Consider the following 26,065-nt stretch of genomic DNA (forward strand, 5'->3'; position numbering starts at 1 on the left):
TCCGAGTCTCAGACTCACCACTTCAGGTTCTGTAATTAATTTCTCCGATTAAAAAATCCTTGAAATTATGTCTCTTTTTGGCCCTTATAGAGAGATCGGGGCTCAATTCCGGACTAATTATGCATTTCGATCGATTCTTAATTTTATTGCCCCTCCTTTTCATCACCTTCTCGTTAAATTCGGATGGCCTTCCGAATTTTTCTATCCAAGAAAAGGAAGCCCGAACTCAGTTTTCGAGAGGTTTTTCGTATTTTAATAATTCTCAATATTCTTCCTCACGTGAGAACTTTTTAAAGGCACTCTCAATTAAATCGGATTTCACTTTAGCAAGACTCTTACTTTCAAATTCGTATTACTTGTCCGGTGATTGGCCGGAGAGTATGTCGGAATTAGAACAAATTGAGGGTACGACAGGTTTAAATCAGATTCAAAAAGCGAGACTCGATGCTCTCAGAATCAACCTCGCTGGCGGTAGCCAAGATTCAGCCCCCCGCTATTACTCCGCAATTTTAGGCGACGACCTTCGACGTTTTCGATTTCGAAATCCATCCGACGTAGCTATCGACGATGATGGATTTCTCTATGTTCTCTCTTTTGATACAGCGAATATTGTAAAGTTTGATCCTAATGGCAATCCGGTTGATAACTTTAAAGGATCCTTAGGTCGGAATTTATCGGGTCCCCTATTCTTCTCTTTGAGAGGAACCTCGATCTTTGTGGCTGATTTTAAGTCTGACAAGATCTATGAATTCAATACAAGAGGAGAATTTAGAAATCGCTTCGGAATATCCGGTAAAGGGAACGGAGAATTTCACGGTCCAACCGGAATCTTTTTAACAAAAAGCGGATTTCTTTATGTTTCTGACTCCGGAAACAATCGCGTTCAAAAACTAAAGACAGACGGCACATTTATTCAGGAAATTGGAGTCGGAATTCTACGAAATCCATCGGGACTCAAAGTAAATTCTAAAGGAGAAATCTATGTAGCCGATCGCGGTAATTCAAGAATCGCCGTGTTTGACGCTGAAGGAAACTATCTACGAGAAATTACGACCCCGAATACATTATCGTCCCCCCGGAACCTTACGATTCGAAAGAACGAACTTTATATCTCGGATGAAAAGTCGGGGCTCATCATCTACAACACTCTCGAGAATACTTGGAAACTCCTTGATTCATTCCGAGATTCGAAGAATACAGTTAGAAAGCTAAACCAACCATTCTCCTCTGCATTCGATTATACCGGGACTCAGTATATTGCCGATTTCAATCGCCATCGAGTCGAGATTTTCAGCCCCTCCAACCAAATGTCTTCCAACCTGGACATCGTAGTTGAGAAGGTTTTAAACAGAGAATATCCGGATATTTCCATATTTATGCGAGTTCGTGATCGATCCGGCCGGGACATCAAAGCGATTCCGAGGAACTCTTTCCGTGTTTACGAGTATGGTAACTTGGCTCCCTTGATCGGGCTCGCCGATATGCAGCAATTCAACAATCGAATCTCGGTTTCGCTCGTTTATGAGAACACTCCCGAGGTAAAAGCGGCTTATCCCGTCTTTGAAAAGTCGCTCAAACCTCTTCTTACCTCCCTGAGACAATACGACGGTATCGAAGTCCTCCGTTCCGGGTCGGAACTCATCAAAGCATCCGATTTCAACTACTCGATGCACGAAATCTTTCGAATCTTAAGAACCTCTCCGAACGAAAACTCCTCGAAAACAGGCAAGGCGATTTACAGAGGGATATCCGACCTGCTCGACCGGCTCGGCCCTCGGATCGTTTTGATTCTGGTTTCCGGAAATTCTTACGCGGACTCGTTCACGCAGATCTCTCCGGAAAAGATCATCCGTTACTCCAAGGCCCACTCCATCCCGGTTTATTTCCTATCCTTGTCGGATAACGGACCAGCCGTAGAAACCTACAAAACGATCGCCGCGTCGACCGGCGGAAAATTCATCTTAGTTCCGGGAGAAGGATTGGAAAAAAATCTCTATGATTCTTTTCTAACGCACAAAGACCGCAGATACATCGTATCCTTCAAAAGCAGAGTGGATGCGGACAAAAAGGATTTCTATATCCCGCTGACAGTCGAAGCGAATTTCAGAAACACATCGGGAAAAGCGGAAGCGGGATTCTTCACAAAATGAAATTCAATCTTTTTCAAAAACGTTTCGTAATCTTCTTAACGATTCTACTTTGCCTAAGGCCGATTTCATCGCAGGAAACGATTCGAAAGATACAAGAGGGAGAATCCTTTCTCAAAGACAGAAATTACGCCGCGGCTTATCAATCTTTTTCGGAAGCGTCCAGAGCGAACTCGATGTCCGTCCGATCTTTCCTCGGATTGGCAGAAGCCGCAAAACATCTTCATAAGTATAACGAATCCTTCGAAGCGTATAACAAAGCGCTCGTTCTCGAACCGGAAAACAAGACCGCAATCAAAGGCGCCGCTCTCGCTTACGTTCGTAAAAAAGAATATCAGAATTCTCTAAATCTTCTAAAACCGTCTCTCGAAACGGATCCGTTCGATCCAGTCTTAGCCCCCGTTCAAATCCAAATCCTCCTGGAAATGGGAAGTTACGAATCCGCTCTGAAAAAGCTGGAAGCATCGCGCACTAAATTTCAAAGCTCGAAAGAAGTTCAAATCTTAGAAGCGAAAGTAAACGGTAAAACGGGAAACTTTTCCAAGTCTTATCATCTTTGGAACACGGTCCTTGCATCTTCCTCCGATGATCCGGAATTATTTTTTAACATGGCTTCTTTGTTGATCGATTGGTCCGAAAAAAGTTCGCACCAGGAAAGAAAACAAAAGCTCGAGATGGCCTCCGAAAAACTCGAAAGAGCGATTTCGCTGTATCCGGATTTCGAGGAAGCGATCGATTCGCTCGTAAGAATTCGAATTTGGCAAGGCTACTATTCATCTGCGGTTACGCTCTCCCGAAAACTCGTTTCTCTGTATCCTCAAAATCCTTCGTATCTGTATCTCAAAGCGTTTGCGGAGGAGAAAGAAGCGAACAAGGATTCCAACTTAAAAGACGCTCTCAAAAACGACCTCGTTGAAATATTAAAATTAGATGATTTAGATTCCGTCTCCAGACAAAAAGCGGAATCGGCGGCGCTCAGTCATTTCCCCGAGAATCATTCTTTCCGGAGAAAACTCGGTGATTACAGAATGCAGCGGTTTCGATCCGCGAAAAATTCTCTTCTATACGACATGGCGTCGCATCACCTTGCGACTGCGAGAGAATTGATTCCGGCTCAACCCGAGGTTCAGTTTCAAACCTTGACAGAATACAAACGAACCTCGTTCTTCCCTCGATATTTGAATCTTCTTTTATTTTTAAGAAAGAAATATCCGGAAAACGAAAAGTATCAATACGAGATCGAGAATCTTTTAGGTTCGATGAAACAATCGATCGCATACAAAGAAGGTTTGGTGGAGATAACCGGAGACAATCTTTCGGAAAATTACGGAAGAACTCCGCCCGTGGTTCTCATGTTCGATCTTTCGGACAAATCTTATTTAGGCGATTATCCCGATCTCGCGCTTTTGGTTTCCTCTTCCGTGCGGAAAATTCTTTCGTTAAATCCTACGATCACTCTTTCCGGGGTTTTGGAAGCGGCGCGAAACAATCCAAGCTCGTTCGACATCAACTCGGAAGCATACACGGGAATCCTTCCTTATAACGAAACGACCTTTTTGAAAGTGAAGGATTCAGCCAAGAATGGGATCAAACCTAGATTCTTAATTTACGGTTCTCTAAAATACGAAAATCATTCCTTGAACATCGATTGGACGATCAAGGACTCGAAACACGAAAAAGTTCTTTCAACGTTCCGCATTTTTGCGAAAGGAAGGGATTTTCTTCCCGAGGCGGCTGCGCGATCGGCCTCTAAGATTCTCGCGGCGATCCCTCCATCCGGTTCCGTCTTAAAGGTAAAAGACGAGGATATCATTCTCAATGTGGGAACTCTCGACGGTTTAAAAAAAGGAAGCAAGGTCCAAATCTACAACACCGCCGGAAAATCGGGAGAAGCTACGATCGAAGAAACGGATTACTTTCTTTCGAGAGCCGTTCCGGACAACGGGAACAACGGACTCAAAACGATCTCCGAAGGCGATCGGGTTCTCTGGAAACGTTAGACGAAACTGAAATCCAGCGGACGATCGAATCCATCCTTAACTTCGAACCTCAATCAAGAAGTCGCGGAAACTCGCTGAAATAATCCAAAATCTCGTCGGCAATTCCCTGCTCCAATCTGAGAATTTCTTCGGCATCGTATCGTTCTTTCAAATCGAACGTCCAGACTCTTCCTTGGATTTTCGTTTTAGCAAGATTGAATCGTTCCGGTTGGATCGGAAACCAATTCGGATAATCGGACGGGCTTTGATAGATCCGAGCGGAATCGTTTTTGAACGTGTTTCGATTGACGTGGATCGTAAACCGGTTGAAAAGAATTCCGTATTCCAGATCCAAATCCACATCCGGATGAATCCGAAATTCCTGGGTTTCCGCGTCCCATTCCATCCGCGATCCTTCCAGACAAACCTCGTCCTCCGCTTCGATTTCGACGGGAACCGGATAGGAATATGCGGTTTTTATGTTTTTCTTACGATCGTATCCGACCTGGACGTTGGAATGTTTTCCTTTTCTTTCGATTCTTACTTGGAACGCGGATTCCGGCCGATTTTCCAAATGCGCTCGAATCGCGGCGACCGCTTCTTCCGAAAACTGCAAGGGAAGAATGGGGTCGGAACTCCCTTTCAATATTTGATTGATCCATCTCATTGGAATTCTTCGTAAAAACTATACTGTGGGAACTACAGCACCGATAAATTCGAATCGATCGCCCACAAAAATCACTCCGGCTTCTTGATTCTCGTGTCGTAGTCCATCAGAACTTTCTGATACGATGTGATGAACTGGGGAGAACTGATCATATAGTCCGCGGTGGATCGATTGCAAGCCATAGGTATATTATAAAGTACTGCAATTCTTAAGAGAGCTTTTACGTCCGGGTCGTGCGGCTGCGCCGTCAAAGGGTCCCAAAAGAAGATCACGATATCCAAATCCCCTTCCGCGATTTTCGCCCCGATTTGCTGATCCCCGCCTAACGGTCCCGAAAGGAATCGATATACGGGCAATTCGGCCTCTTCGTTTATCAATTTTCCGGTCGTCCCCGTTCCGAATAGATGATGTCTGGATAATATCTCACGATGGGTTTTGACCCATGCGACCAAATCCTCTTTGCGATTGTCGTGTGCGACGAGTGCGATTCTTTTTGTCGCGGGAACCGAAACTTCTTTCATTCTTCGTTACTCTTTCTCGTTGATTTCAATCTAATTTTTTGATGACGGGCATCGGCGACCAATCCTAAATTGACCTAAGAGTTTTTTTTTCAAAGTCGAACCGGCGTTTCTCCGCGTTCGTCTTTGTTTCGAGCAAAATCCGAATGAACCCTTCCTCGTTTTATTTTCGATTCGCGTGCTTTACGATTTCATTTTTCATTCTCCATTCTCCCTTGACTCTGCAAAGCGAACAGGCGTCGAACGAAAAGAAGATCGAGATTCTCATCCCCGACGGTACGAGCGGAGATTCCAATTGGGGAAAGGACGTTCTTCCTTTCGAGGACATCGATCTTTTGGGAGACGCGAGCGAGGAGAATTCCAAGAATCTTTTTGAAAAAGCAAAGGAAGGTTTCTTAAGTTCCGTGGATCGTTTCCGCAAGTCGAGCGATCTCGCCGACGCCAAACGCAAGGAATTCGATCAACAGACGTTCGAAGCGGATCGTTATGATTGGCAGAAACAAAATCGACGCGAGAATTTCGAACGCGCTCTGGCAAGGGACTTAAACAAGTCGCGATCGGACGCGATTCATCTTCTCGTCGCTTCGATGAATTCTTTGGAAAGAATTCAAAACGAGAAAGTGAGAGATTCGGATCAGTTCCGCGAATTGCAAGCCGGCATTTATCGCGAATACATCAAACACCAGCTCGCTCTCAAAAATTTTATGCAAGCCATGGATCTTCTGGAACGATACATCCAAATCGGAAACAAGTATTACGAAGATTCGGAGGCTCAGGGTTTTCTCGCGAACTGTTACGAAAGGGCCTATCGTCTTTCCAAAAAGAACCGGGACGATCAAGCCCGGGAGAAATACGATATTCTCCGGAAGAAACACGGTTTGTTGTACGCGGAATATAAGTTCGGGAAGAACTCTCCGGATTATAAGGAATTCTCCAGAGAGCTATTTAAAGATTAAACGAAATCGGAACGATTAGATTCCGAGACGTTTTTTCAGGCTGCGGTTTTCCTCGATCAGATCCTTGATCTCTTTTTCGGTATAAGCGAACAGTCGATCCTGTGCCTCGAGAATCTTATCGAGTTGAATCTCTTCGATATGGGAATAATTCAGGGCTTGTTCGGTCGCCTTTTTGAAATCCAACGCGTCCTTCAATTCCTGCGTTTTCATCGAATCGAGAATTTCGGAAACCTTCAATCGTTCGTGCAACGCGAGCAATTCCTTGTTCTTGAGTTCGTTGACTCTTTCAAGAGCCTTGTTGATTTCTTCGTTGTTCTTTTTGACCTTGGATTCGAATTCCAAGATGGCTTGTAAGGCTTCGTTCGCTTTGGTCGCGTCCTTGTATTCCTTTTGGGCCAGTTCGAAAACTCCTTCGAAAAATCCGATATTGGTCAGACAACTGTTTCCGATTTCGTTCGCGGCGAGTTTATAAAATTCGGATTGGATCGTTCTATCTAGAATGAGTCTTAAATTTCTCGGATGAACGGGATGTTCGAGGACTTCGATTTTGCCGCTTTCGGGAACGACTCCGTTGATCTTTTCGGCGTCGTCCGAATAAACCATGATTAAACTGACATAGGGATGAAGTTCGAATTTACGGATGAATTCGCGGATTTGATTCCATTCCTGCAAACTCACGGAAAGAAAGAAAATATGAATATCGGCCTTCATAAGGTCGATCGCCCCGAGTCCGTCGAGCGACACTTTGCTCAGCTCGATGTTTACACGAGGGTGCTTCCAGATTTGAATCGGGAATTCTTTTCCTGATGTGAGATGCCAAATGATCGCGTTTTTTTGACTCATCGTATTTATTGTAACACTAACCAGCGGATTTTCCCGGGTCAGGAACCTCTTTTCGTGATCTTTTTTATTTTTCCCCATATACTTAAACTTTCTAATCTCTCTGTCAATTTTTCTTTTTGATCGGAGATCTTATCTAGGATCTTTTGAATGGGTTTCGGTAAATCCATATCGGTTCTTTTGATCATGATATTGATGCTCAGAAGCGCGATTAGTATGTTCGCGCTCCAAGGACCGATCCAATCCGGAACCTTATCATTGTAGGAAATCGTACTTCCCAGGGTAAAAAATGTAAAGTAGATCATTAGGAAAACGACTGCAAGCGTAAAACTCATTCCTTTTCCGGAACGCTTTACCACAAGTCCCAGAGGGAATGAAATGAAGAAGAAAATCAGACAGGAAATCGGCATCGCGATTCTTCTGTGAATTTCCACATTAAAATCAGTTAAAACCTTCTTCCCTTGTTGCATCAAAGCCATCAGCTGCGTTAAAACCGAATACATTTGAGTCATCTGATCCGGTGTAAGAGTCCCGTTGGCCGCACCCATGGCGAGATCGATCTTCATCTGCTCCACCATTTGCTTTAGTCCAACTAAACCTTTTATCTCGATTCCCATTTCCTTCAGAGTTTCCAAGCCGGGAATTTTTTCGAGACCTTCACTTTCCATGTTGTTACGAATCTGAAACAGCACGGGCATGGAGAAGGTTTCGGGTTTCACGTTCAACTCGAGAGTTTTCTTTTCTTTCCCTTTCGGAATGTTGTAATCCATTTCTCCGTTTCGAAAATCGGTTACGGAAAAACTTTTACGATCGTCGCTCCATTCCAAGATCCAACCGTCTTTGAGACGGATGGATTTTTCATAATCCCCGTCCGGTCCTTGTTTTTCTACGAGGTTTCCCTTGCCCGCGTTGATGATTTGGATGATTCTCGAGCCGCCCATAGGAATCATCTTTCCGCCGATATGAAAGTATTCGTTTCCTTCGAGAAAGATTTCCCATTCTCGGATCTGAACTCCCCGGAGCTCTCCCGTGTCGGAATTCATTCCGTCGGTGTACATCGTGCGGGCGCGTTTTTCAAACAGATCTTGGGTTTTGTCCCCGCTGAATTGTCCCGGAGTGATCGCCAAAAGAGGATTGTATGCGAGCACCCATTTGTTGAACTCGTTCATCTTTCTCGTGTTTTCGGGAGAAAGATAGAAGTTCAGATATCCGACCGTCAGGGCCATCACGAAACCGAATGCAAGAAAGTTAATATAGATTCGGGGAAAACTTACGCCCGCCGATCGGATCGCGGTGATTTCCGAGTCTCCGGAAAGTCTTCCCGCGGCCATGATCCCGCTCATCAGACAGGCCATGGGGATCGTCATCGGAAGCGTATTGGCGAGAAGATAACCGAAGTAATCCAGAAGACGAAGAGGATCTACCCCCTTCCCCACGAAAAGACCGATCATCTTTTGAAGCGCGAGAACCATGTAAACCATGGTGAAAAACGAAAGCGCGACCAAAAACGGAGAGAGAATCTCCTTCAAGATATACCGATCCAAGATCGGAATGATCATATAAAATTTACGTTTGTCCGTGTGAACCTTGAAGTCGGGCGGAAGATCTTCGACGCTGCTCAGACGAACGGTTCTTAAATCTTTTCCGGTGTTGACCGTGCCGCCGGAACCGGAAGCGCTTCGATTGGAAGCGGCCGTCGTTTCAGAACGCGCACCGCTCTTTTTAGAGGGAGAATTCTCCCGTGCATCGAATGCGTCGCTCTTGGACTTTGCGTTTTTTTTAGGAGAAGAAGAATCGGGATTCTTCTGAGAAGAGGAAGTTTTTTTTAACTTAGAATCCGGATCGGGAGAATCCGTTTTGTTCGAGGACGCGCGCGTCGCCTGCTTTTTAGCAGACGCCTTTTTCCGATTGTCGCCACTCTTCAAGCAAGGATCCTTCCTTTCAGAGTCGCACTGGTCGCGCTCTCGATTTGAACGGAAACCGTAGTACCGATCAGATCCGCCGCGTTCTTTCCTTCGGGAAGAGGAAACACGGTCATTCTTCCGCAGGGAGTTCTTCCGCAGAGTTGTTTCTCCGACTTGCGGGAAGTGTTCTCAATCAAAATGGAATATACTCTTCCGATACGCGCGCGGTTTTGTTCGTGAGAAATCGAAGTTTGTAAGTCTACGAGTTTGGTAAGCCTTGCGGACTTCGTTTCTTCGGGAACGTTGTCCGGAAGTTTTCTCTGCGCCATCGTTCCTTCGCGCTCGGAATACTTGAACATGAACGCCATGTCGAATTGAACTTCGCGAACGACCGCGAGAGTGTCTTCGAATTCTTCGTCGGTTTCGTTCGGAAATCCTACGATGATGTCGGTCGTAATTCCCACATCGGGAACGATGCTGCGGATTTCTTTCACGACATCCAAAAATTCTTCCTTGGAATAAGAACGTTTCATCTCTTCCAAAACTCTCGTGTTACCCGCTTGCAGAGGAAGATGAATGTTCGGACAAAAGCGGGGATTCTCCGCCATCAACTTGAGGAGATGCACCGGAAAATCTTTCGGATGCGGAGAAGTAAAACGGATTCTTTCGATGGTCGTTTCATCAAGGAGCATTTGGATCAAACCGGCAAAGTCGGTTCCTTGTTCTTTGTAGGAATTCACGTTTTGTCCGAGAAGGGTCACCTGACGGATTCCCTTTTCCGCGAGATCCTGCACTTCGCGCACGATACTTTTCGGATCGCGGCTGCGTTCTCTTCCCCGAGTATAAGGAACCACGCAGAATGTGCAGAAATTATTGCAGCCTCTCATGATCGTCACGAAGGCCTGGATTCCGTTGACGACCCTCGGTTCGATTTCGTCGTAGGTTTCGATCTTGGAAAGACGGGTGAGAGCGATGGAATTCTCACCGCCTCGAATTCTTTGAATGAGTTCGGGAAGACTTCTGTAATTGTCCGGTCCTACGACCAGGTCGAGAGGCAGTTCCTGATGGAACAAATCATCTCCGAGATTCTGGGCCATACAACCGAGGACGCCGATCACGAGATTCGGGTTCCTTTTTTTCAAATAACCGAGGGATTGAAGACGGTTGTAGATCTTTGCGTGAGCGTTTTCGCGGATCGCGCAGGTATTTAAGAAGATGATGTCGGAATCCTCCGGGTCAACAGAGGAGGAATATTCAGCGTCTTTCATCAAACTGGAGACAATACCGGAGTCATATTCATTCATTTGGCAGCCATAGGTCTCGATATAGACTTTTCCTGCCTTTTTTTCCAGTTCCAGAACGCTCATAGGACTGAATTTCTGCTTGCAGGACGGGCTGTAAAGGGGTTTTCCATAGATAGGCAGATCCCTATGGCAGTGAATACCAAACCGGATTATTACAGGCTTTTGGATGTTTCTCGGAATTCCGACCTGAGAAAAATCGAGACCGCGTACCGGGATTATTTGGAAAAACTGGAATCCGATCCATGGAATCCTTCCCGAGAATTGGATCGGGAAGAAGGCACCCGAGCCTATCTCACACTCAGTTCCCCCGAATCCAGAGAAGAATACGATAAGACCTTGGACTATGAGTTCCTCCTTTTGGACACGACCAAGATTCCGGAAGAATTCGAATCGTTTTATAACGTGCAAAAATTGTCCGAAGGGGAAGAAACCAGAGAATTCTACTCACGATTTTTAGAATTCAAAAAGGATCTTGAAAACACGTTGAAGAATCTTCGGATCACCGTGTTATTCTTTCTAAGCGCATTTTCGCTCTTAACGATTTTCGCCCTTTTAATGGCCCTGGCTCAGAAAAATGGTTTTCTCTCCCCCGGCATCGAGTTGTTCTACAGAAAGTGGGGAATTCTTTGTTCTGCGGGAATTCTCTTTTCGGGATACGCGATCTTTCGTAAGATCCTTTCACCGAAGAAGAACAGAATCGAAAAACGTCGGGAACCCATTCATTGAAAACATCACCAAAAAAGAACGATCCGAAACATCTCGCCGAAGAGGAAATCTCCTACTACTATTCCCTTCTTCAAGAAGAATTAACGAACTTTGATTGCGGAGAATTGTGTAAGCCCGACAACGACGGAGTTCCGTTCTGTTGTATCGCGGATAACGCAGTTCCGACCTTGTATCGATCCGAGTTCTCCATGTTGAAAAAAAGAACCGATCTCTGGAAGGTTTGGAAACCGGAAACGGAAGTCGACAAAAAGATGCTCGCGGAATACGATTCCAAAGAAACGCTTTTCTGCGAATGCAAAGGAATTCAATTTTGTGAAAGAGACAATCGTTCCATCAGCTGCAGAACCTTTCCGCTGGAACCCTACTTGGATACGAGAGGAGTTTTGATCGGCTTAGTTTTCATGAAAGAATTCACCGGTAAATGTCCGTTGACTTTGAGAGCGAAAGACATTCGTCAGGAGTTCGTGGACTCTCATTTTATTTTTTGGGAAAAACTCCTGTTTCGTTTGGATTCCGAATACGAAACCTTTTGGAACTCATCCAAATCCTACCGCAGATCCCGCGCAAAAACTGGGCAAAAATTTCCGATCTTCTTTCCGAGTCATTTAAAAGGAAAGAATTATCTGTTGGAGTATGTTTGATTCTTTGGAAGAATGAATCCGGAATTAGAAAATAAGAATATTCGAATAAATTGGAATGGTTCCATTCACCGCCCTCTTTCAAACGGACGTCAAAAGAGTAGATAAAGCGCGCATTTGTTCGCAGTTGAGCAGGATAAAATTAAATTTCGTAGTGATTTTCGGGATATTTTTATATGTTGAATCTGAAAGTAAAAAAGAAGGTTGGAACTTGCAAACGAAATTGGAAGAGATTTAGCTAAAAGAGATATAAATGAGCAATTCATTGGCAAATGGTTTGTTTTTCCTAAAACATTGTCCATTTATCAATTCAAAAGCCACTCATTGCAATAAGACCGTAGGGAGAAAAGGGGAAATATTACTTTGACATTCACAAACAAACCTGCATTGACACCAATTGTTATTTCTTTAAAGAAGATAATAGTTTGATCTTTAAGATTCGCTTAATTAATAGTGAACAAATAGAAATCATTGAATCTGCGAGGGCATAGGACCAGGAATGGAAATAAAAGAAAAATACTACTTACCTCTTTTTCCGAATGGATACATTCTTAATAAGTCACATCAAAAACTGAAACCTTCACCGTAGCAATTCGATTCAACATCGTGAAAAAAATCCTGCCCGCTCTCCTCCTCACACTCGCATTCTTCTTCATTCTCCGCGAAGGCTCCTCCTATCTCTACCAATCCAAGGAGGAAGCGAGAGTTTACAACACGGGACTTTATTGGCTTACCAAAACAGACATTTCACCCAAACATCAATCCGATTCTTTTTTACTACCCTATCTTTTATATCAACTACATGCGGATTTAACACCGACTGAGTTCGCGCGACTTTGCAATACGATCTTGACTGCGGGAATTCTTCTGCTCGTATGCTACTTTGCTTTTGAGTTCAACGTAGGGGCCGGTGTATTCATCGGGCTTTTTGTTTTATTTTCGCCTTTAGTTCTCATTCAAAAAGTATGGATCGGATTTCCGGATCATCTCACGTTTTTCTTTTCTGTAGCGGCCTTAATACTTTTGGATCGGATTTCCAAAGATCGGCGATGGTCGTCTTACATTGCCTTATCCGTAATATTGCTTCTCGGGGCTTGGAATCATTTTTATCAATTCAGCATCATTGTCGGGTTACTCGTTCTGATAAAGTTCAGTTCAGAAAAGAAAATCGAATGGAAATTATCCGGTTTGATTCTCGGAACTTTGATTCTGGCTCGAATTCTTTCCTTGCTCCTCTTTTATCTGAAAGGAATTTCGTTTGAAGATTCTCGTTTGTCAACCATTCGAGAAGAATCCTTTTCCAAATGGATCGCAATCAACACGAGCGTTCCATTCTTTGCATTGTTTTCTTTTTTCAACGGGAATCTTGTTTTCTTGGCCGAGCGAATTGTTAAAAAGAAGTTTTTGATTTTGATTCCCTTCGGATTGTCACTGGCTGTGACCTTCTTTACGTACGACACTACCAGGGTTTTTGTTCATTTGTTTTATCCTGCATGGATTTTTCTTTGGTTACAAGCTTTGCGCACAGAACCGGAAGAATTCGATAAGCATAAGAAAATCTATTTCGCGTTGCTTGCGTTTTCCGCGTTGATCTTATTATTAGTTCCGCGGTTTTTCGTCGAAGCCGGTGGAATCAATTATCTTCTACCTTAGTTTTGATTGAGAATGGAGAATCCATAAGGTGATTCGATTCAAAATGAATGATCCCATTAGAACCCAGTTCAACGATGATATTACAGGTAAAACCGATGCGCCAAAGGACGAAAGGTCTTAGGACTTCATAAAGAAACCGATCGTCATTCCGATTTTGTTAAGCGACAAAAACAACCACTGATTTTCAACAGCACTTGATTGAACTCAATCTTCGATTTTAGTTCGACCACGCCGTTCTTTACAAATGCTATGCCTCTATGAATTGCAATATTGATAAACTTTATAAGCTTTAGTTCCAACTGTAGGAACTCTTACATCGACCACTTCGCTTTTGTATAATTGTAAGTAGCCAATTCCTCAATTATAAATCATGGAGAATAATCCTCGGGATTTCCGTATCTTCTTCTAACGATTTGTTTTTTGAAACGATGTTCTAAACTTGAGCCACAAGGTTCATGAAAGTTCAAAAGAATGGTATCGTTTCTTTGTAAGAGGACCAATGAAAAAGCGGCTGATTGTTGAATTCTATTCTCCATTGCTCCTACTGCTTACGTTTGTTACCGGTTGTTTGACCGGAGATCGTGGTAGTTCCTACATTCTTCCCCTATTGAACACCAATCTTTCAATCGGAATGCCAAACCCGTCGAACGGAACCGGACCGGCATTTCAATATTCTTCCTCATCGTTTCGGTTTGTTAAGAATGAAGCGATCACGAGTTTTACGCCCACCACGTCGGATCTCATCGATCATTATTCGATTTCTCCGGCTTTGCCGAACGGAATGAGTTTCAATCCGTCGAACGGTGAAATCGCGGGAACTCCCTCCTCCGCACTTGCGCCGACCGGATATCAAATTACGGCCTATAATTCTCAGGGAGATTCTTCTTCAATCTCTCTCAATCTGGAAGTTCAGGCTCTGAATTGGGAGAATCAATATTTTCTGAAAGGTTCCAATCTCCTTGCTAATAACGGAATGGGGGTAAGCGTCGGAATTTCGAACGATACCATCGTCGCAGGTGCGTTTGGTGACACATCGTATACCGGGGCTGCCTATGTATTTCGAAAAGTTGGAACTACATGGTCTCAGGAAGCGTATCTCACCGCCCCCTTGCGTACGAATACCGACGTATTCGGAATCAGCGTCGCCATTTCAGGCGATACGATCGTAATCGGTGCGCCGTTCGAAGACAGTAATCAGAATTTCGTTTCCACAACCGCCTCTTCCGACGAATCTATGCTTTCCTCGGGAGCGGCGTATGTTTTTCGAAGATCGGGCGCTACTTGGAATTTCGAAGCGTATCTCAAACCCTCCAATCCGGATGCGTACGATTGTTTTGGACGTTTTGTCGCCATCAATGGGGACACAATCGTGGTCGGTTCTCCGCAAGAAGCGAGTTTGGATCCGACCATCCAAAGCGGCTCGAACGCGAGTTCGGATAACGCGGGATCCAACGTCGGAGCCGCTTATGTTTTCAAGAGGGTCGGAACTACATGGTCCCAAGAAGCGTATTTGAAAGCACAGAATCCGATGGCAAACGACCGATTCGGTTCTGAAATCGGAATTTCCGGTGATACGATCATCGTGGGCGTAAGCCAAGACGACGTCACTTTTGCGAATTCGGGAGCCGCTCATATTTTCAAAAGAGTCGGAGCTACATGGACTCGCGAAGCCTTCCTCAAGGCGTCGAACGCGAACGCAAACGATCAATTCGGAGTCTCGGTCGGAATTTCAGGCGACATCGCGATTATCGGAGCGTCCACACAAGCCTCCAGCGAAGGAGCCGCATACGTCTTTGAAAGAACCGGAACCTCTTGGACGGAAACCGGAATCTTAAAGGCGCCCAATGCGGGAACTAACGATCTCTTCGGAAAAGCCGTCGCAATCTCGGGAAATACCGTCGCCATCGCCGCTCCCCGCGAATCGAACTCCGGTCGAACGATCTTAAACAAAGGCGTCCTTCCCGATCCGCTCGACAACGGCTCCTTAAATTCGGGAGCGGTTTACGTCTTTCAAAAAGATACGAATTGGATTTATCGCTCCTTTATCAAATCTTCGAATGCGGATCCAAACGATCAAGTTTCCAACACCACCAGCGGACCGAGCGGAGAATACGGAAGTCTCGCGATACACGGAGATATCATCGCACTCGGTGCGGCGGAAGAAAGAAGTTCACAAACGGTTTCCTCCCCCGTTGCACCGATCGGCGACAACACAAAATCAAAAGCGGGGGCAGTCTACGTCTTTAATCGCTAAGTTGTTCCGTCAGCTCATAAGAACTATCTAATGTCTTTTTTTGAATCTCTTTTTTTAAATCTCTCGGAGGAATTCCCGTAAACTTGATCGAAGCACGGTGAAACGAAGAAGTAGAATTGAATCCGCAGGCCAACGCGATCTCTAAAAGATTCAAGTGAGCCTGATCGAGAATCATCTTCTTCGCCTCCTCCATACGATGATAATTGATAAATTCGGGAAAGTTCAGCTTCTTATATTGATTTAGATAAAAGGAAGTCTGATGCACCGTAAGACCAAGGTAAGCGGCAAAGTCGGGCAGACGCAGATCTTCGTCCGTATATTCTCTTTCTTTAATAAACTTTTCGATCCGGTTCTCGATTACTTGTAGATTTACGCCTTCCATCAGATTCCTTCTTGGAATCTTTTCTCCGATGATTCCTTCGCTTGGTTCGCTTGAAATCGACTTTAGACCGAAACTACGGAGTTGATCCCCTTCCCTCCAGGTAAATCCCGGGAAATTATATTCCAAAACGAAGAAGTAAACCACGATATGGCCGGGAATCATACAAGCGATCAACATTAGATCCGCGGAACGCGTGGAAACGCCGTAATAGTGGAGCAAAAATGTAATGCACATCATTGCATTCATAGCCGGGTAATTGAAATAGATTTTGGATTTTTTTAAACGGAAGATCGCATAAAGACCCCAAACGCCCGTAGTTCCTTGAATCGATAAACCGAGAAGGTCTCCAAAACGTGCATATGAATCCATGTCAGGAAAAACGAAAGCAAGAATCAAAACGATCGGCAAACTGATCGTAGCACGGACACAATATATTTCCGGGCTTTTCAAAAGACCCAAAAGATAGATCGTATAAAACATTCCCCAGAGACAAGGAAGCACATTGATTCCGTAATAAAAACCGAAATAGAAACGATGATAAAAAGCGGGATTTTCTAAAGCGGGAGAGACAAGAAAGTTGATAGCGGCAGTGTTTAAAATGAGACAACCGCAAACACTCAGTGCGACAAGACCGCGAGTCAGATTCATTTCACTCTTTTTGAATCTAGAAATCTCGGAAACACCTGTGATAAAACTCAGGGCAATCGAACCGGCGTGAATACAAATTAAATACGGAGAAGCCCGATCGCTGAATAAAACGAAATCCCTAAAAAGGTCAAACAACATCATAAACCATCCATCTGCACAAACTCTAAATCCAAACTTTCTATAGTTTTATTTTTACTTGGGAACACACCGTGTTCCGACATTTTCACTTCGATCGTCGAAAGGATTCTTTTCACATGGGAGATACGATTTGCGCCCGATATCTTGTTTCAATGCTCCAATTTTTCCGAGAATTCGGCTATTTAGCGGGAACTCTTTTCCCGGGGGATTTTTCGTATAAGAAACCGCCGTTTATCTATTGAACGAACGTTTATATTGATAGATGCGTTCGATTCTTGATACTACGGCCATCTTTCTAACGATCGCTTCTCCCGAAATAATTTTTTGCTAAAATTGTTAACCGAATTCAGCATTCAATCTATAATTATAAAGATCTTATGTAACTTCTTTACAGAATCGATCACCAACTTCGTTAAAAAAAGAATACCAGAATATATGTTGAACATCCCATCAGTCTATAGATTGCGAGATATTTACGAAGCTGCTTTTCGGGTTTGGCAGGAAAACACATTCAGCTTTTTGAAAGTGATCTTGGCTTCCAATTGCGGAGTAAACTTGCCGCCGGATCATTTCTTTTTATTGTCAAATTGAAACAAAATCCTCGAATCTATGCAAAGGCCGCCGCAGAATGGACCCGTCAAATTGACCGGATTTTCAATTTTCTTTTTTTATAACTCCGAATATATTAAATATAGTTTCTAAAATTTTTTAAAATAAGAATTCGATAAAAAAAGAATCCCATTTCCTGTTTCGCACAACGCGACATTTTATTCTTTATCAAAGATTAGAATGATTATAGATCGGACCAAAACAAGACTTTTCGAAAGCGAAGCCATTTCGTTTAACAAAATTTGACATAAAAAATTCATGATTTATTTCGTTCTTTGAAACAACGTTTTGCACAATTCGTATTTCGGTTTTTCTATTTAATTCAACTTATATCATGAAAAGACTTTTGCTTTATAACGAAGTAACTTCTTATCAACAACTTATTCCTTTGTCGTTCAAATCTTGCAAATCCAAATCGGCAAAATTCAGGCACAGACGGAATCCGTTGCGTCGCTTCAAAATGAAGAAATAAATTTTTAAGCGTTCCACATTAGAAATAGCTTTCTAAACGTCCAAATAAATTTGGGTATTAGGAAGAGGATGAGCAGGAGTGAGGGATGATTTTTTTCGCAGATTCGAATCTTTTAGTCTATATTACTTTGTTAAAGGACGGCTTTAACCGCTATTTAGAATATCTCTATTCAGCCAGTATCGTAATCAGCTTTTTAACCGGACTTTCGGGTTTTTACAAGGGTATTTACAAAGCCCAGCAAGATCGTTTGAACCTCGTGCGCGGGATCTTTTTGACCTGTGTTTGTTTTTTGATCCTCGGTCACGGGAAAGCGATTACACTGATGTCCACCTTCATCAACAGCCCGCTCACCCTCGAATATCGGGTATTTTTCTCCTATTATTACGGATTTGCGGTCACGGCTTCCGTCGTTTCCACGTTGTATGTGATGCATCTTTTCGGAGTTCTCCGCAATCCTCTCCGTTATTGCCTCTTTACATTCGCGTCTTTTCCGATTATTTTCCTGACTTCGTTTATGATGGGAGATATGCTTTCGATCGTTTATTTCGGAAAAACCGTTCTTTTCCTTCTGCAAATGTCAGCGGGAATTTTAACTTTGAGTTTTATCATCAAAAACAAGATGAAAAGGATTTATCTCAACTATCCAATTCAGAACTTTATACTATGCACCGCGCTTCTCGTTCATACATACGGAATGGCGATTCAATCTCCATTGCTGATGATGACCGCGCTTTCTTTTACCGGATTCTTCGTGGTTTATTTCTTTATCTTAGAATACAATCATCCCGATTTCTGGAAGGTGGGTTTTTCCAGCGAGTTGATGGAAGTGAAGTCCGAGGATTTAAAAGTCCAAGCTCTTCAAACATCCGGTTCTAAAAATTTAGTCGAACGTCTCGACATCGATCGAATCGAAACTAGAATTCAGAAATTCGTGGAAGACCGCGAATACCTCGACGAAGAAATTCGTTTGTCGGATTTTTCGGCGTATATCGGAGTTTCCCTGCATCAAGCGTCCTATTACTTGAACAACTATAAGGATCTCAGCTTTACGGATTTCTTAAGTTTTCACCGCTTGGAAGAAGCCGGAAGAATGATTCAGCAACGGCCTGAAATCAATCTTTTGGAAGTCGCACTCGCTAGCGGCTTCAATTCCCCTTCTTCTTTTCGAAGAGCTTGTTTGAAATTCGCGGGAAAACCTCCGAAAGAATTCAGAAACAATATTCTTCAAAAAGCAGCTCTCGCAAGAACCGTGGATTCACAATCAATGGCCTTGGAGTTTCAAAACCAGCTCGGATAACTTTTCGACGTTCTCTTCTCTTGGCCGAGTCTAAGGTTCAACGAACTCGGTCGAGGAGAGAAACATGCCCTACGTCAATATCAAAGTCACCAACGAAGGCGTTACCAAAGAACAAAAGGCGGAATTGATCGCCGGAGCTACGAAACTTCTACAGGACGTCCTCGGTAAAAACCCTCAGACCACGTTTGTCATCATCGAAGAAGTGGAAACGGACAATTGGGGAATCGGCTTTGATCAAGTCAGCGAACTTCGGAAAAAACAGACCTAACCGAATTCGGACTCAGAACTTTATAAAAACTGAATATTCCCTTATCTATTGCAGTTCATCTTGTTGCGGATGATGGAGCATTCCTTCTTCTTTTTACCGATCGTCAAAAAACCTTCCGCGCTTTCTCCGTCGTCGAAAAATCTTCCGCTAAAAACGGCTCCGTTTGCGAATCGATACGTTCCGGTCCCTACCTTCTTGTCGTTTTGAAAATAACCGGCATATTTGTCGCCGTCGCGGTAGTGTATGTTACCGAAACCATGTCGCTTATCATTTTTAAAACTTCCGGAATACGCTTCGCCCGAATCGTAAACGTAAATCCCGCTTCCGTCCCTACAATTACCGCTTTTGCATCCGGGGGAGGAACCTACATACGCAGATAATGATTTCGTTTCTTTTTTGGGAGAGAGATTGCGATCTTCGTCCGAATGCGATTCCTCGGACTCGACGTATTTTTTCGGCTGGCCTTGTGCGTCTTCTTGAAAGAACTTTCTTTCCTTCAATTCCGGTTCCAAGTCCAGATCTTCTTTCTTTTTGGAACCGGTCGTTTTGGAAATTTCTTTTTTAGGAGCGTTCTTATTCTTCTTTCCGCAGGCAACGGACGTGAAGACGAAAAGAAGAACGACTCCTAACGTTAGAATTCTTTGTTGTCCGGTTCGCCCCGAAACCATCGTCGCCCTCCATTCTAAGTCCTTCTTAGAATATCGGATACGAATTGCCGGTTCCGAAACGGTCTTAGGAATTTTTCTTCAAACGAATTACGCTGATTTCGGACGGAGCGCCGAGTCGAATCGGCGGTCCCCAATATCCGGTGCCTCGGCTTACGTAAATCCAAGTGTCCTTGTGCTTATGCAGACCGGCGACGAACTTCTGCGCGAGATAGATCAGAAGATTCCCCGGAAAATATTGTCCGCCGTGCGTATGGCCGGAAAGTTGAAGATTGAATCCGGCGGCCGCTCCTTCAAAGACGCTGTTCGGCTGGTGCGCGAGCAGAATCTTATAGTCCGATCCTTCTCCGCCTCTCATCGCTTGATGCGGATCGGTTTTATGTTCGGCGATGATCGTTCCCGCTTTGAGATCGGTTACGCCTGCAAGAGTGACGTTCGCCTTTCCATGTTCGAGAATTTGGTTTTCGTTTAACAAAACTTGTATGCCGTGTTTCTGCAATTCTCGAATCCAAGAAAGAGCGCCCGAATAGTATTCGTGATTCCCGGTTACGAAGAAGGTTCCGTGTTTGGATTTCAGATCCGCAAGCGGAGTGATATGATGTCCGAGTTTACTCACAGGCCCGTCGACCAAGTCCCCCGTGATCGCGACGAGATCGGGTTCAAGTTCGTTGACCCTTCTTACCACCGATTCGAGAAATCCCTTTTTGATCGTAGGCCCGATATGGATGTCCGAGATTTGGACGATGCGAAAACCGTCCAAGGAAGAATGCAGATTCTCCTCCACTACGTCGATGGAAATCACCTTCAGTTTGCGATGCGCCTGATAAAATCCGATCCCCGTCAATCCGCCCGCAAGCCCGATCACGGAAAAACTGAGAAGTCGGTTTAAAAATTCTTTCCTTTCGATAAGGTCCACTCCGGCAGCTTCCGTTCCGGATTCGGACATAGGAAAGAATGTCGTGATTCCTCCGATCGATGCCGCGGTTATGTCCTTCAACAAAACGAGACTGAATAAGATCGTAAAAAAACCTAACCCAGTAAAGGCGAGATAGGAAAACGCGGTTTGAACCGATTCCTGACGCGAAGTCAAGCTGATGTAATAACTGACCGGAATGCTCAAGGTGAATAAAACGATCAAACCCCAGGCGAGCCAAGAAATCCAACCTTGGGCGCCTAAAGCCGGGATCAAACGAAAACCCGTATACGTGTAACCCAATGCGATGATGAGGGTGAATACGGAAAGAAAGATAAGAAAACGGGACAACTGATTTTCCATTACTTAAATAAGACCGGAAAAAACGCGGGAAGTTTCTTTTCAGATTCAATTCCTGTCGATGCCAAGTTATACTTTGCCATTTTCAGATCCTAGAATATTCCCAAACCCTTGACGAACCTTGTAATTCCTGTAGTATTGACAGAATATCTATGCCGCACGCTGATTTAGAATTTCAGAAACTCAAGAGTATTCTCAACACGAGTACGATCTTAAACGCGAATTTGGATCTCTATCAGCTGTTGCCTTTGATCATGCTCTACTCCAAGGATCTTCTCGAGGCGGAAGCGAGTTCTTTGTTTCTTCTGGACGAAACGGGAGAATTCTTATACTGCGAAGTGGCGCTGGGCGAAAAGGGCGAAATCATTCAAAAATACGGACGGCTCGACGTGGGACAAGGGATCGCGGGCTGGGTCGCCAAAGAAAAGAAACCGATCATTCTCGAGGACGCATATTCCGATCCTAGATTCAACCAAGCCTGGGATCAAAAAACCGGTTATAGAACTCGTTCCTTGGTTTGTGTTCCTTTGTTTGTGGAAGACAAGATCATCGGAACGCTGGAAATTCTCAACAAAACAAAAGAGCGTTCTTTCGATTCTTCCGATCTGAATTATCTTACCTCCTTATCCGAAGTCGCGGCGATCGCGATTCAAAACGCAAAGATTCACGATAATCTTAAAAAAAGAATTCTGGAACTTTCGCTTTTGTACGAATTCGAAAAACTCATCGTTTCGGAAAAGAGCATTCACGAACTCGGCAATTGGGTTTTGGAAAGAATCCTCGAATTTCTGGAAGCCAGAACCGGTACGATTTATCTCGCGGATCACACGAATCGAACGCTACGGATTCTCGCGGCAAAAGGAATTCCAAAAGAAGCCGTTCACACGATCGTCGTTCCTTTCGGGGAAGGAATCGCAGGCTGGGTCGCCCAAGAAAGAAAAAATCTTCTCATTCAGAATCTGGAGGAAGACAAACGCTACAATCAAAACGCAAAGTATAAGTTCGAAGCGAACTCGTTGATTTCTTCTCCTCTGATTTATCGGGACGAATTGCTCGGAGTGATCAGCGTAAACAGCAAGAACTCCGGTTTCGCATTTCATCAAAACGATCTCGAGATGCTCGGCGCGATCGCAAACCGTCTTTCGGTTACGATCAAGAACGCGGATCTATTTCATAAGGTTGTCGATTCGGACCGCGAACTGCAAAGAGCGCGCGAGGTGATGTCCAAGGTCATTCCCACCACGATTCCTTACGTCAAAGGTTTGGAGATCGGAGCGGAACATATTCCCTACTCCAACGTCGGCGGGGATTTTTACAGCATCTTTAAACTCGACGCGGAACGAACCGGCTTTTTGATCGCGGACGTTTCCGGTCACGGTCTTTCCGCTTCGGTAATCGCCGCCGTGATGAACACGATCATTTCCACTTACGATAAGGATATCCTTTCCAGTCCGTCCAAATTCTTTACGGGTTTAAACCACGCACTCAACAATAAGATGGCCGGAAATTTCGTGACCGCGTTTTACTGCGTGGTCGATACGGAAAAGAATACGATCTTGTATTCGAACGCGGGCCACAATCATCCCCTGCTGCTTCAACACGAAACGGACAATATGATCCCGTTGGAAACGAAAGGGAAATTGATCGGTGTGATCCCCGATCTTTTCTTCGAAGAATGTTCCATGAACTTCAAAGCCGGAGACAGATTGGCGTTGTATACGGACGGAATCTCCGAACATTCTTCCGAAGACAGATCCAAACGTTACAGTGAAGAATTGATTTCTCTTTCGATCCGCAAATCCGTTTCTCAAAACACGAAGGAAGCCGCCAACCGAATCATTTCGGATTGCGTGGAATACTGCAACCGCCCTAAGTTCGACGACGACGTCACTCTTCTCGTAATCGATCGCAAGTAATCGACGATTCGGATCAGCACGGCGCGTTCCTTCAAAAAGCCGACTCAAAAGAATTCGCATCTTTCTTTATATTAAAGATTCAAAATATTCTAAACCTTAAGATAAAAGCGCCCTTCAAAGAAGGACTCAAATCGAACTTTGTTCGTTTTAAATCCGCCCCTCGACTACGGATTTCGCGGGATCGAGTTTAAACCGAAGTCACTAACGTTAATTTGAACAAGCATTATATAATATACCGAATAAAATAAAATTCATGAATATTTTCGAAACCTCCCCGAGTCTAACTAGATGAAATAAGGAGGGTTCACCATGAATGCAATCACGATCTTTGCGCTTGCGTTGTTGGCAGTTCCTGTTTTTGCCCGTTTTGCTCGGGTGACAAAAGAAGCGATGGGAAGATATCACCTAATCGGCTTGGGTGGTTTGTTTTTGATCTTGGGTGAAGCTACCCGGATGACAGCAGATAAAATCACGCCGATTGCGACACTTCTTCCGGTCATAGACATTGTCACTGTGGTCTTAGCATATGCGGGGGTTCTCTTCGGGACACTGTGGTTATCAGTGTATTACATAAAACACCCGAATGAAATTTGAAAATTCTTAAACAAGAATCCAAGGAAAAGGCGGGTTTATCCCGCCTTTTTTCTGTACGCACGTCGCGGGAACTCTTACAATTCCATAAAACCGCCGGAAAATCCCCTTGCAAAGCGGTGTGGACGGTAAATCGTTCCTACTGCATGGACCGAAACGAAACACGAAAACATTCCATTCTCTACGCGGCCGATCCGCTTTGTCCTTGGTGTTATGGATTCGGTCCGGTCGTTCAAAAAATCAGGGAAGAATACAAGGACAAGATCCGTTTCGATCTCGTTTTGGGCGGACTGCGTTTCGGGGACAGCGCGGAAGTTCTGACTTCCGAATCGGCGCGCGTTCTCAAACACGAATGGAAGGACGCGGAGTTCATCACCAAACAGCCGTTTCAACTTGCGCCCTTGGAACAAAAAGAATTTCGATACGATTCGTTTGCGTCGTGTAAGGCCGTCGTAAGCGCGCAAAAGATCAAACCGGAAATCACATTCGATTTTTTGAATGCAATTTCCAAAGCGTTCTTTCACGAAAGCCGCGACCCGAATTCGATCGAGACGTTCATTGCGGTCGCCGAAACGTTCGGAATCGATCCGAACGAATTCCGTTCCGTTTATGAAAACGGGGACACGGATCTAGAAACCAAAAACGATTTTTATTTCGGCTTTTCCTTAGGAGTCAGCGCCTTTCCGACGCTCGTGTTTTCGGACGGACTGGAGAACGGAATTCTCACCCGAGGGTATTACTCGTACGAGCAAGTGGACTCCATTCTCAAGGATTACTTTCGATCGGTGAGAATTTAATTCGAAGTCGTTTGTTTTTCTTTTTTTCTTTCTTTGGATTCGGTCTTACCGACGTAGTTCGCGAGCACCAGAAGAATTCCTCCCAAGAACGCGGACCAAAATCCGGGTACAGATAAGGTTCCGGGAAACCAATCTCCGATGATGAGAATCACCCACGCGTTGATGATAAGCCCGATCAATCCCAAACTCAGATAGTAAAACACGATTCCGATTCCGAGAGTCATGATGATCAGGATAAGACGCAGGACCGCGTTGATCAGTACGAACGCGAATACGACGATCACCGAACTGACCCAACTGCCTACTACGTGAAAATCGGGATGAATTAAGGGAAAAACGAATTCGACAACGAGAGACATCAAGATTAAGGAAAAAAATAAATGGGTCATAGCACTTCCGCGTTAAACGTAAACGTCGATATTGTTTCCGATGGAAGGAGGAGGCGTTCCCGGTGGTACGACTTCCGAATCGGGACTTTTGACTTGGTTGTCCTGAGCCGCGACGATTTCTCTCGGAGACGAGCCTGTTGCTACGGGCGCATTCGAATCGGAAAATAGAATTTGTCTGGAGCCCACCGCCATGTAAGACATCGCCTTTCTCCTTTTCGGTAATTTTATCGGAGACTTCCCGCGGTTAAAGGGAAAAATGGGTACATCTTGGAAAAAACTTTCCAAAATTGGATATGATCCGCGGCTCTTCGATAAAGTCGTAATCGATTATAACATGAAACTGCAACAAGCTCTTGAATACGTTAAAAAAGGGGACCTTCCCGGAGCAAAAAAAGCTCTGATCGAATTTCTGCAAAACAATCCGGACGATCCGATCGGAAATTATCACCTGGGAATGTGTTATTCTCACTTGAACGAGCTCGATGCCGCGGAAGAAAAGTTGATCCGTGCGATTTCGTTCAACGAATCCTTTGTCGCCGCGCGAGTCGGTCTCGGCGTTTTATACGCGAAGAAAAAGGACAAACCCAAAGCGGAAATCCAATTCACGAAGGTTCTCGAGCTCGACGAAAATAATGTAAACGCAAAGAAGAATCTGGCTTCTCTTTATACCGGAACGGGGAACGTTCAAAAGGCGATCGATCTATATCTTTCCGTTCCGCCCGAAGAACGAAAGGACGTCGTTTCGCTCTATGCGATTTCCTTTTGTTATCTCAAATTGGATCGGCTTGCGGACGCGAGAGAATTCTTCCGCGAATTGGAAAAACAGCCGATTCCCGAACCGATGAAAAAGGAAGTTTCCGAACTGAAAAACCTCATCGAGGAAAAGAACATCGAGTCCGAAGGGATTTGGACCTTGATTCAAAAACCTGATTCTCCCAAAAATTGAAAGACCGCTTTCGATTCGGTTGATTTAGAATTGATAAACGACATTAAAAAATTCTTGTCTTTTTTCCCGATCCTTCCGAGTCTAAGTC

The 26,065-nt window shown here is 44.4% G+C and carries 23 protein-coding genes; 13 read left to right on the plus strand and 10 right to left on the minus strand.

Annotated features, from left to right (window positions below):
- The first annotated feature begins 119 nt into the window (after positions 1-119).
- Positions 120-2,150 carry an NHL repeat-containing protein gene (locus tag DLM76_RS01330; protein ID WP_118964166.1) on the plus strand — a complete coding sequence of 677 codons (2,031 nt, stop codon included), beginning with the start codon at positions 120-122 and terminating at the stop codon, positions 2,148-2,150.
- Positions 2,147-4,147 (plus strand): tetratricopeptide repeat protein, encoded by a 2,001-nt coding sequence (locus tag DLM76_RS01335; RefSeq protein WP_118964167.1) that lies wholly within the window; start codon positions 2,147-2,149, stop codon positions 4,145-4,147. Before DLM76_RS01330 ends, DLM76_RS01335 begins: the two co-directional genes overlap by 4 nt.
- 49 nt (positions 4,148-4,196) lie before the next feature.
- On the opposite strand, the gene DLM76_RS01340 is transcribed toward DLM76_RS01335, so the two are convergent.
- Complete coding sequence (locus DLM76_RS01340; RefSeq protein ID WP_118964168.1) at positions 4,197-4,793, minus strand: hypothetical protein; 597 nt, start codon at positions 4,791-4,793, stop codon at positions 4,197-4,199.
- Positions 4,794-4,864: 71 nt separating this feature from the next.
- A complete protein-coding gene (locus DLM76_RS01345) occupies positions 4,865-5,314 on the minus strand; it encodes a methylglyoxal synthase (protein ID WP_118964169.1) in 450 nt (149 codons plus the stop codon).
- Positions 5,315-5,457: 143 nt separating this feature from the next.
- On the opposite strand from DLM76_RS01345, the gene DLM76_RS01350 reads away from it, so the two are divergent.
- Positions 5,458-6,267, plus strand: coding sequence for an FcpA-related putative periplasmic flagellar protein (locus DLM76_RS01350; protein WP_118964170.1), 810 nt, complete (start codon positions 5,458-5,460; stop codon positions 6,265-6,267).
- Between the two features lie 15 nt (positions 6,268-6,282).
- On the opposite strand, the gene DLM76_RS01355 is transcribed toward DLM76_RS01350, so the two are convergent.
- The 3 genes from DLM76_RS01355 to miaB are packed head-to-tail and all read right to left on the minus strand — an operon-like array spanning position 6,283 to position 10,378.
- Positions 6,283-7,110 carry a hypothetical protein gene (locus tag DLM76_RS01355; protein WP_167450708.1) on the minus strand — a complete coding sequence of 276 codons (828 nt, stop codon included), beginning with the start codon at positions 7,108-7,110 and terminating at the stop codon, positions 6,283-6,285.
- 38 nt (positions 7,111-7,148) lie between these two features.
- Positions 7,149-9,032 (minus strand): LptF/LptG family permease, encoded by a 1,884-nt coding sequence (locus DLM76_RS01360; protein ID WP_118964171.1) that lies wholly within the window; start codon positions 9,030-9,032, stop codon positions 7,149-7,151.
- The gene (gene miaB, locus DLM76_RS01365; RefSeq protein WP_118956236.1) at positions 9,029-10,378 is read right to left on the minus strand and encodes a tRNA (N6-isopentenyl adenosine(37)-C2)-methylthiotransferase MiaB; all 1,350 of its coding nucleotides are present in this window, start codon (positions 10,376-10,378) and stop codon (positions 9,029-9,031) included. Before miaB ends, DLM76_RS01360 begins: the two co-directional genes overlap by 4 nt.
- 63 nt (positions 10,379-10,441) lie before the next feature.
- Between miaB and DLM76_RS01370 the strand changes: the two genes are divergently transcribed.
- From DLM76_RS01370 to DLM76_RS01390, 4 genes are all read left to right on the plus strand, one after another.
- On the plus strand, positions 10,442-11,041 hold the full coding sequence (locus DLM76_RS01370; RefSeq protein ID WP_118956235.1) for a J domain-containing protein: 600 nt from the start codon (positions 10,442-10,444) through the stop codon (positions 11,039-11,041).
- Positions 11,038-11,682 carry a hypothetical protein gene (locus tag DLM76_RS01375; RefSeq protein WP_118956234.1) on the plus strand — a complete coding sequence of 215 codons (645 nt, stop codon included), beginning with the start codon at positions 11,038-11,040 and terminating at the stop codon, positions 11,680-11,682. Before DLM76_RS01370 ends, DLM76_RS01375 begins: the two co-directional genes overlap by 4 nt.
- A gap of 603 nt (positions 11,683-12,285) precedes the next feature.
- Positions 12,286-13,332, plus strand: coding sequence for a hypothetical protein (locus DLM76_RS01385; RefSeq protein ID WP_118964173.1), 1,047 nt, complete (start codon positions 12,286-12,288; stop codon positions 13,330-13,332).
- A 499-nt stretch (positions 13,333-13,831) separates the two neighbouring features.
- On the plus strand, positions 13,832-15,586 hold the full coding sequence (locus DLM76_RS01390; protein ID WP_118964174.1) for a putative Ig domain-containing protein: 1,755 nt from the start codon (positions 13,832-13,834) through the stop codon (positions 15,584-15,586).
- On the opposite strand, the gene DLM76_RS01395 is transcribed toward DLM76_RS01390, so the two are convergent.
- Entirely contained in the window at positions 15,576-16,757 is a 1,182-nt protein-coding gene (locus DLM76_RS01395) for an AraC family transcriptional regulator (RefSeq protein ID WP_118964175.1), read from the minus strand. The genes DLM76_RS01390 and DLM76_RS01395 overlap by 11 nt on opposite strands.
- Before the next feature lie 1,163 nt (positions 16,758-17,920).
- On the opposite strand from DLM76_RS01395, the gene DLM76_RS01405 reads away from it, so the two are divergent.
- Positions 17,921-19,132 carry a helix-turn-helix domain-containing protein gene (locus DLM76_RS01405; RefSeq protein WP_118964177.1) on the plus strand — a complete coding sequence of 404 codons (1,212 nt, stop codon included), beginning with the start codon at positions 17,921-17,923 and terminating at the stop codon, positions 19,130-19,132.
- Between the two features lie 64 nt (positions 19,133-19,196).
- Entirely contained in the window at positions 19,197-19,400 is a 204-nt protein-coding gene (locus DLM76_RS01410; RefSeq protein WP_118964178.1) for a tautomerase family protein, read from the plus strand.
- Positions 19,401-19,441: 41 nt separating this feature from the next.
- Here DLM76_RS01410 and DLM76_RS01415 read toward each other — a convergent pair whose 3' ends face one another.
- Both DLM76_RS01415 and DLM76_RS01420 read right to left on the minus strand, forming a co-directional pair.
- Positions 19,442-20,068 carry an MORN repeat-containing protein gene (locus tag DLM76_RS01415; RefSeq protein WP_118964179.1) on the minus strand — a complete coding sequence of 209 codons (627 nt, stop codon included), beginning with the start codon at positions 20,066-20,068 and terminating at the stop codon, positions 19,442-19,444.
- Between the two features lie 64 nt (positions 20,069-20,132).
- Positions 20,133-21,341, minus strand: a complete 1,209-nt coding sequence (locus DLM76_RS01420; RefSeq protein WP_118956218.1) for a metallophosphoesterase — start codon at positions 21,339-21,341, stop codon at positions 20,133-20,135.
- A 149-nt stretch (positions 21,342-21,490) separates the two neighbouring features.
- Here DLM76_RS01420 and DLM76_RS01425 point away from each other — a divergent pair, with 149 nt between their 5' ends.
- The 3 genes from DLM76_RS01425 to DLM76_RS01435 all read left to right on the plus strand — a co-directional run bounded on the left by DLM76_RS01425 (position 21,491) and on the right by DLM76_RS01435 (position 24,642).
- Positions 21,491-23,254: a GAF domain-containing SpoIIE family protein phosphatase gene (locus tag DLM76_RS01425; RefSeq protein WP_118956217.1), complete on the plus strand. Its 1,764-nt coding sequence runs from the start codon at positions 21,491-21,493 to the stop codon at positions 23,252-23,254.
- Between the two features lie 309 nt (positions 23,255-23,563).
- Positions 23,564-23,848 (plus strand): LIC10816 family protein, encoded by a 285-nt coding sequence (locus DLM76_RS01430; RefSeq protein ID WP_118956216.1) that lies wholly within the window; start codon positions 23,564-23,566, stop codon positions 23,846-23,848.
- Positions 23,849-23,991: 143 nt separating this feature from the next.
- Positions 23,992-24,642, plus strand: a complete 651-nt coding sequence (locus DLM76_RS01435) for a DsbA family protein (RefSeq protein WP_118964535.1) — start codon at positions 23,992-23,994, stop codon at positions 24,640-24,642.
- Here DLM76_RS01435 and DLM76_RS01440 read toward each other — a convergent pair.
- The gene (locus DLM76_RS01440) at positions 24,639-25,031 is read right to left on the minus strand and encodes a phage holin family protein (RefSeq protein ID WP_118956215.1); all 393 of its coding nucleotides are present in this window, start codon (positions 25,029-25,031) and stop codon (positions 24,639-24,641) included. The two genes, DLM76_RS01435 and DLM76_RS01440, sit on opposite strands and share 4 nt — an antisense overlap.
- A gap of 12 nt (positions 25,032-25,043) precedes the next feature.
- Positions 25,044-25,232, minus strand: coding sequence for a hypothetical protein (locus tag DLM76_RS01445; RefSeq protein WP_118964180.1), 189 nt, complete (start codon positions 25,230-25,232; stop codon positions 25,044-25,046).
- Positions 25,233-25,365: 133 nt separating this feature from the next.
- Between DLM76_RS01445 and DLM76_RS01450 the strand changes: the two genes are divergently transcribed.
- Entirely contained in the window at positions 25,366-25,977 is a 612-nt protein-coding gene (locus DLM76_RS01450; RefSeq protein ID WP_118964536.1) for a tetratricopeptide repeat protein, read from the plus strand.
- Positions 25,978-26,065 lie beyond the last annotated feature (88 nt).

The organism is Leptospira yasudae (assembly GCF_003545925.1).
In the GTDB taxonomy this organism is placed as follows: Bacteria; Spirochaetota; Leptospiria; order Leptospirales; family Leptospiraceae; genus Leptospira; species Leptospira yasudae.

Coding starts and splice junctions, on each gene's coding strand:
- DLM76_RS01395 (WP_118964175.1), bottom strand. CDS start 16,757: ATGATGTTGTTTGACCTTTTTAGGGATTTCGTTTTATTCAGCGATCGG.
- DLM76_RS01430 (WP_118956216.1), top strand. CDS start 23,564: ATGAATGCAATCACGATCTTTGCGCTTGCGTTGTTGGCAGTTCCTGTT.
- DLM76_RS01355 (WP_167450708.1), bottom strand. CDS start 7,110: ATGAGTCAAAAAAACGCGATCATTTGGCATCTCACATCAGGAAAAGAA.
- DLM76_RS01450 (WP_118964536.1), top strand. CDS start 25,366: ATGAAACTGCAACAAGCTCTTGAATACGTTAAAAAAGGGGACCTTCCC.
- DLM76_RS01345 (WP_118964169.1), bottom strand. CDS start 5,314: ATGAAAGAAGTTTCGGTTCCCGCGACAAAAAGAATCGCACTCGTCGCA.
- DLM76_RS01440 (WP_118956215.1), bottom strand. CDS start 25,031: ATGACCCATTTATTTTTTTCCTTAATCTTGATGTCTCTCGTTGTCGAA.
- DLM76_RS01415 (WP_118964179.1), bottom strand. CDS start 20,068: ATGGTTTCGGGGCGAACCGGACAACAAAGAATTCTAACGTTAGGAGTC.
- miaB (WP_118956236.1), bottom strand. CDS start 10,378: ATGAGCGTTCTGGAACTGGAAAAAAAGGCAGGAAAAGTCTATATCGAG.
- DLM76_RS01425 (WP_118956217.1), top strand. CDS start 21,491: ATGCCGCACGCTGATTTAGAATTTCAGAAACTCAAGAGTATTCTCAAC.
- DLM76_RS01445 (WP_118964180.1), bottom strand. CDS start 25,232: ATGTCTTACATGGCGGTGGGCTCCAGACAAATTCTATTTTCCGATTCG.
- DLM76_RS01420 (WP_118956218.1), bottom strand. CDS start 21,341: ATGGAAAATCAGTTGTCCCGTTTTCTTATCTTTCTTTCCGTATTCACC.
- DLM76_RS01340 (WP_118964168.1), bottom strand. CDS start 4,793: ATGAGATGGATCAATCAAATATTGAAAGGGAGTTCCGACCCCATTCTT.
- DLM76_RS01330 (WP_118964166.1), top strand. CDS start 120: ATGCATTTCGATCGATTCTTAATTTTATTGCCCCTCCTTTTCATCACC.
- DLM76_RS01435 (WP_118964535.1), top strand. CDS start 23,992: ATGGACCGAAACGAAACACGAAAACATTCCATTCTCTACGCGGCCGAT.
- DLM76_RS01370 (WP_118956235.1), top strand. CDS start 10,442: ATGGCAGTGAATACCAAACCGGATTATTACAGGCTTTTGGATGTTTCT.
- DLM76_RS01350 (WP_118964170.1), top strand. CDS start 5,458: ATGAACCCTTCCTCGTTTTATTTTCGATTCGCGTGCTTTACGATTTCA.
- DLM76_RS01390 (WP_118964174.1), top strand. CDS start 13,832: ATGAAAAAGCGGCTGATTGTTGAATTCTATTCTCCATTGCTCCTACTG.
- DLM76_RS01335 (WP_118964167.1), top strand. CDS start 2,147: ATGAAATTCAATCTTTTTCAAAAACGTTTCGTAATCTTCTTAACGATT.
- DLM76_RS01410 (WP_118964178.1), top strand. CDS start 19,197: ATGCCCTACGTCAATATCAAAGTCACCAACGAAGGCGTTACCAAAGAA.
- DLM76_RS01405 (WP_118964177.1), top strand. CDS start 17,921: ATGATTTTTTTCGCAGATTCGAATCTTTTAGTCTATATTACTTTGTTA.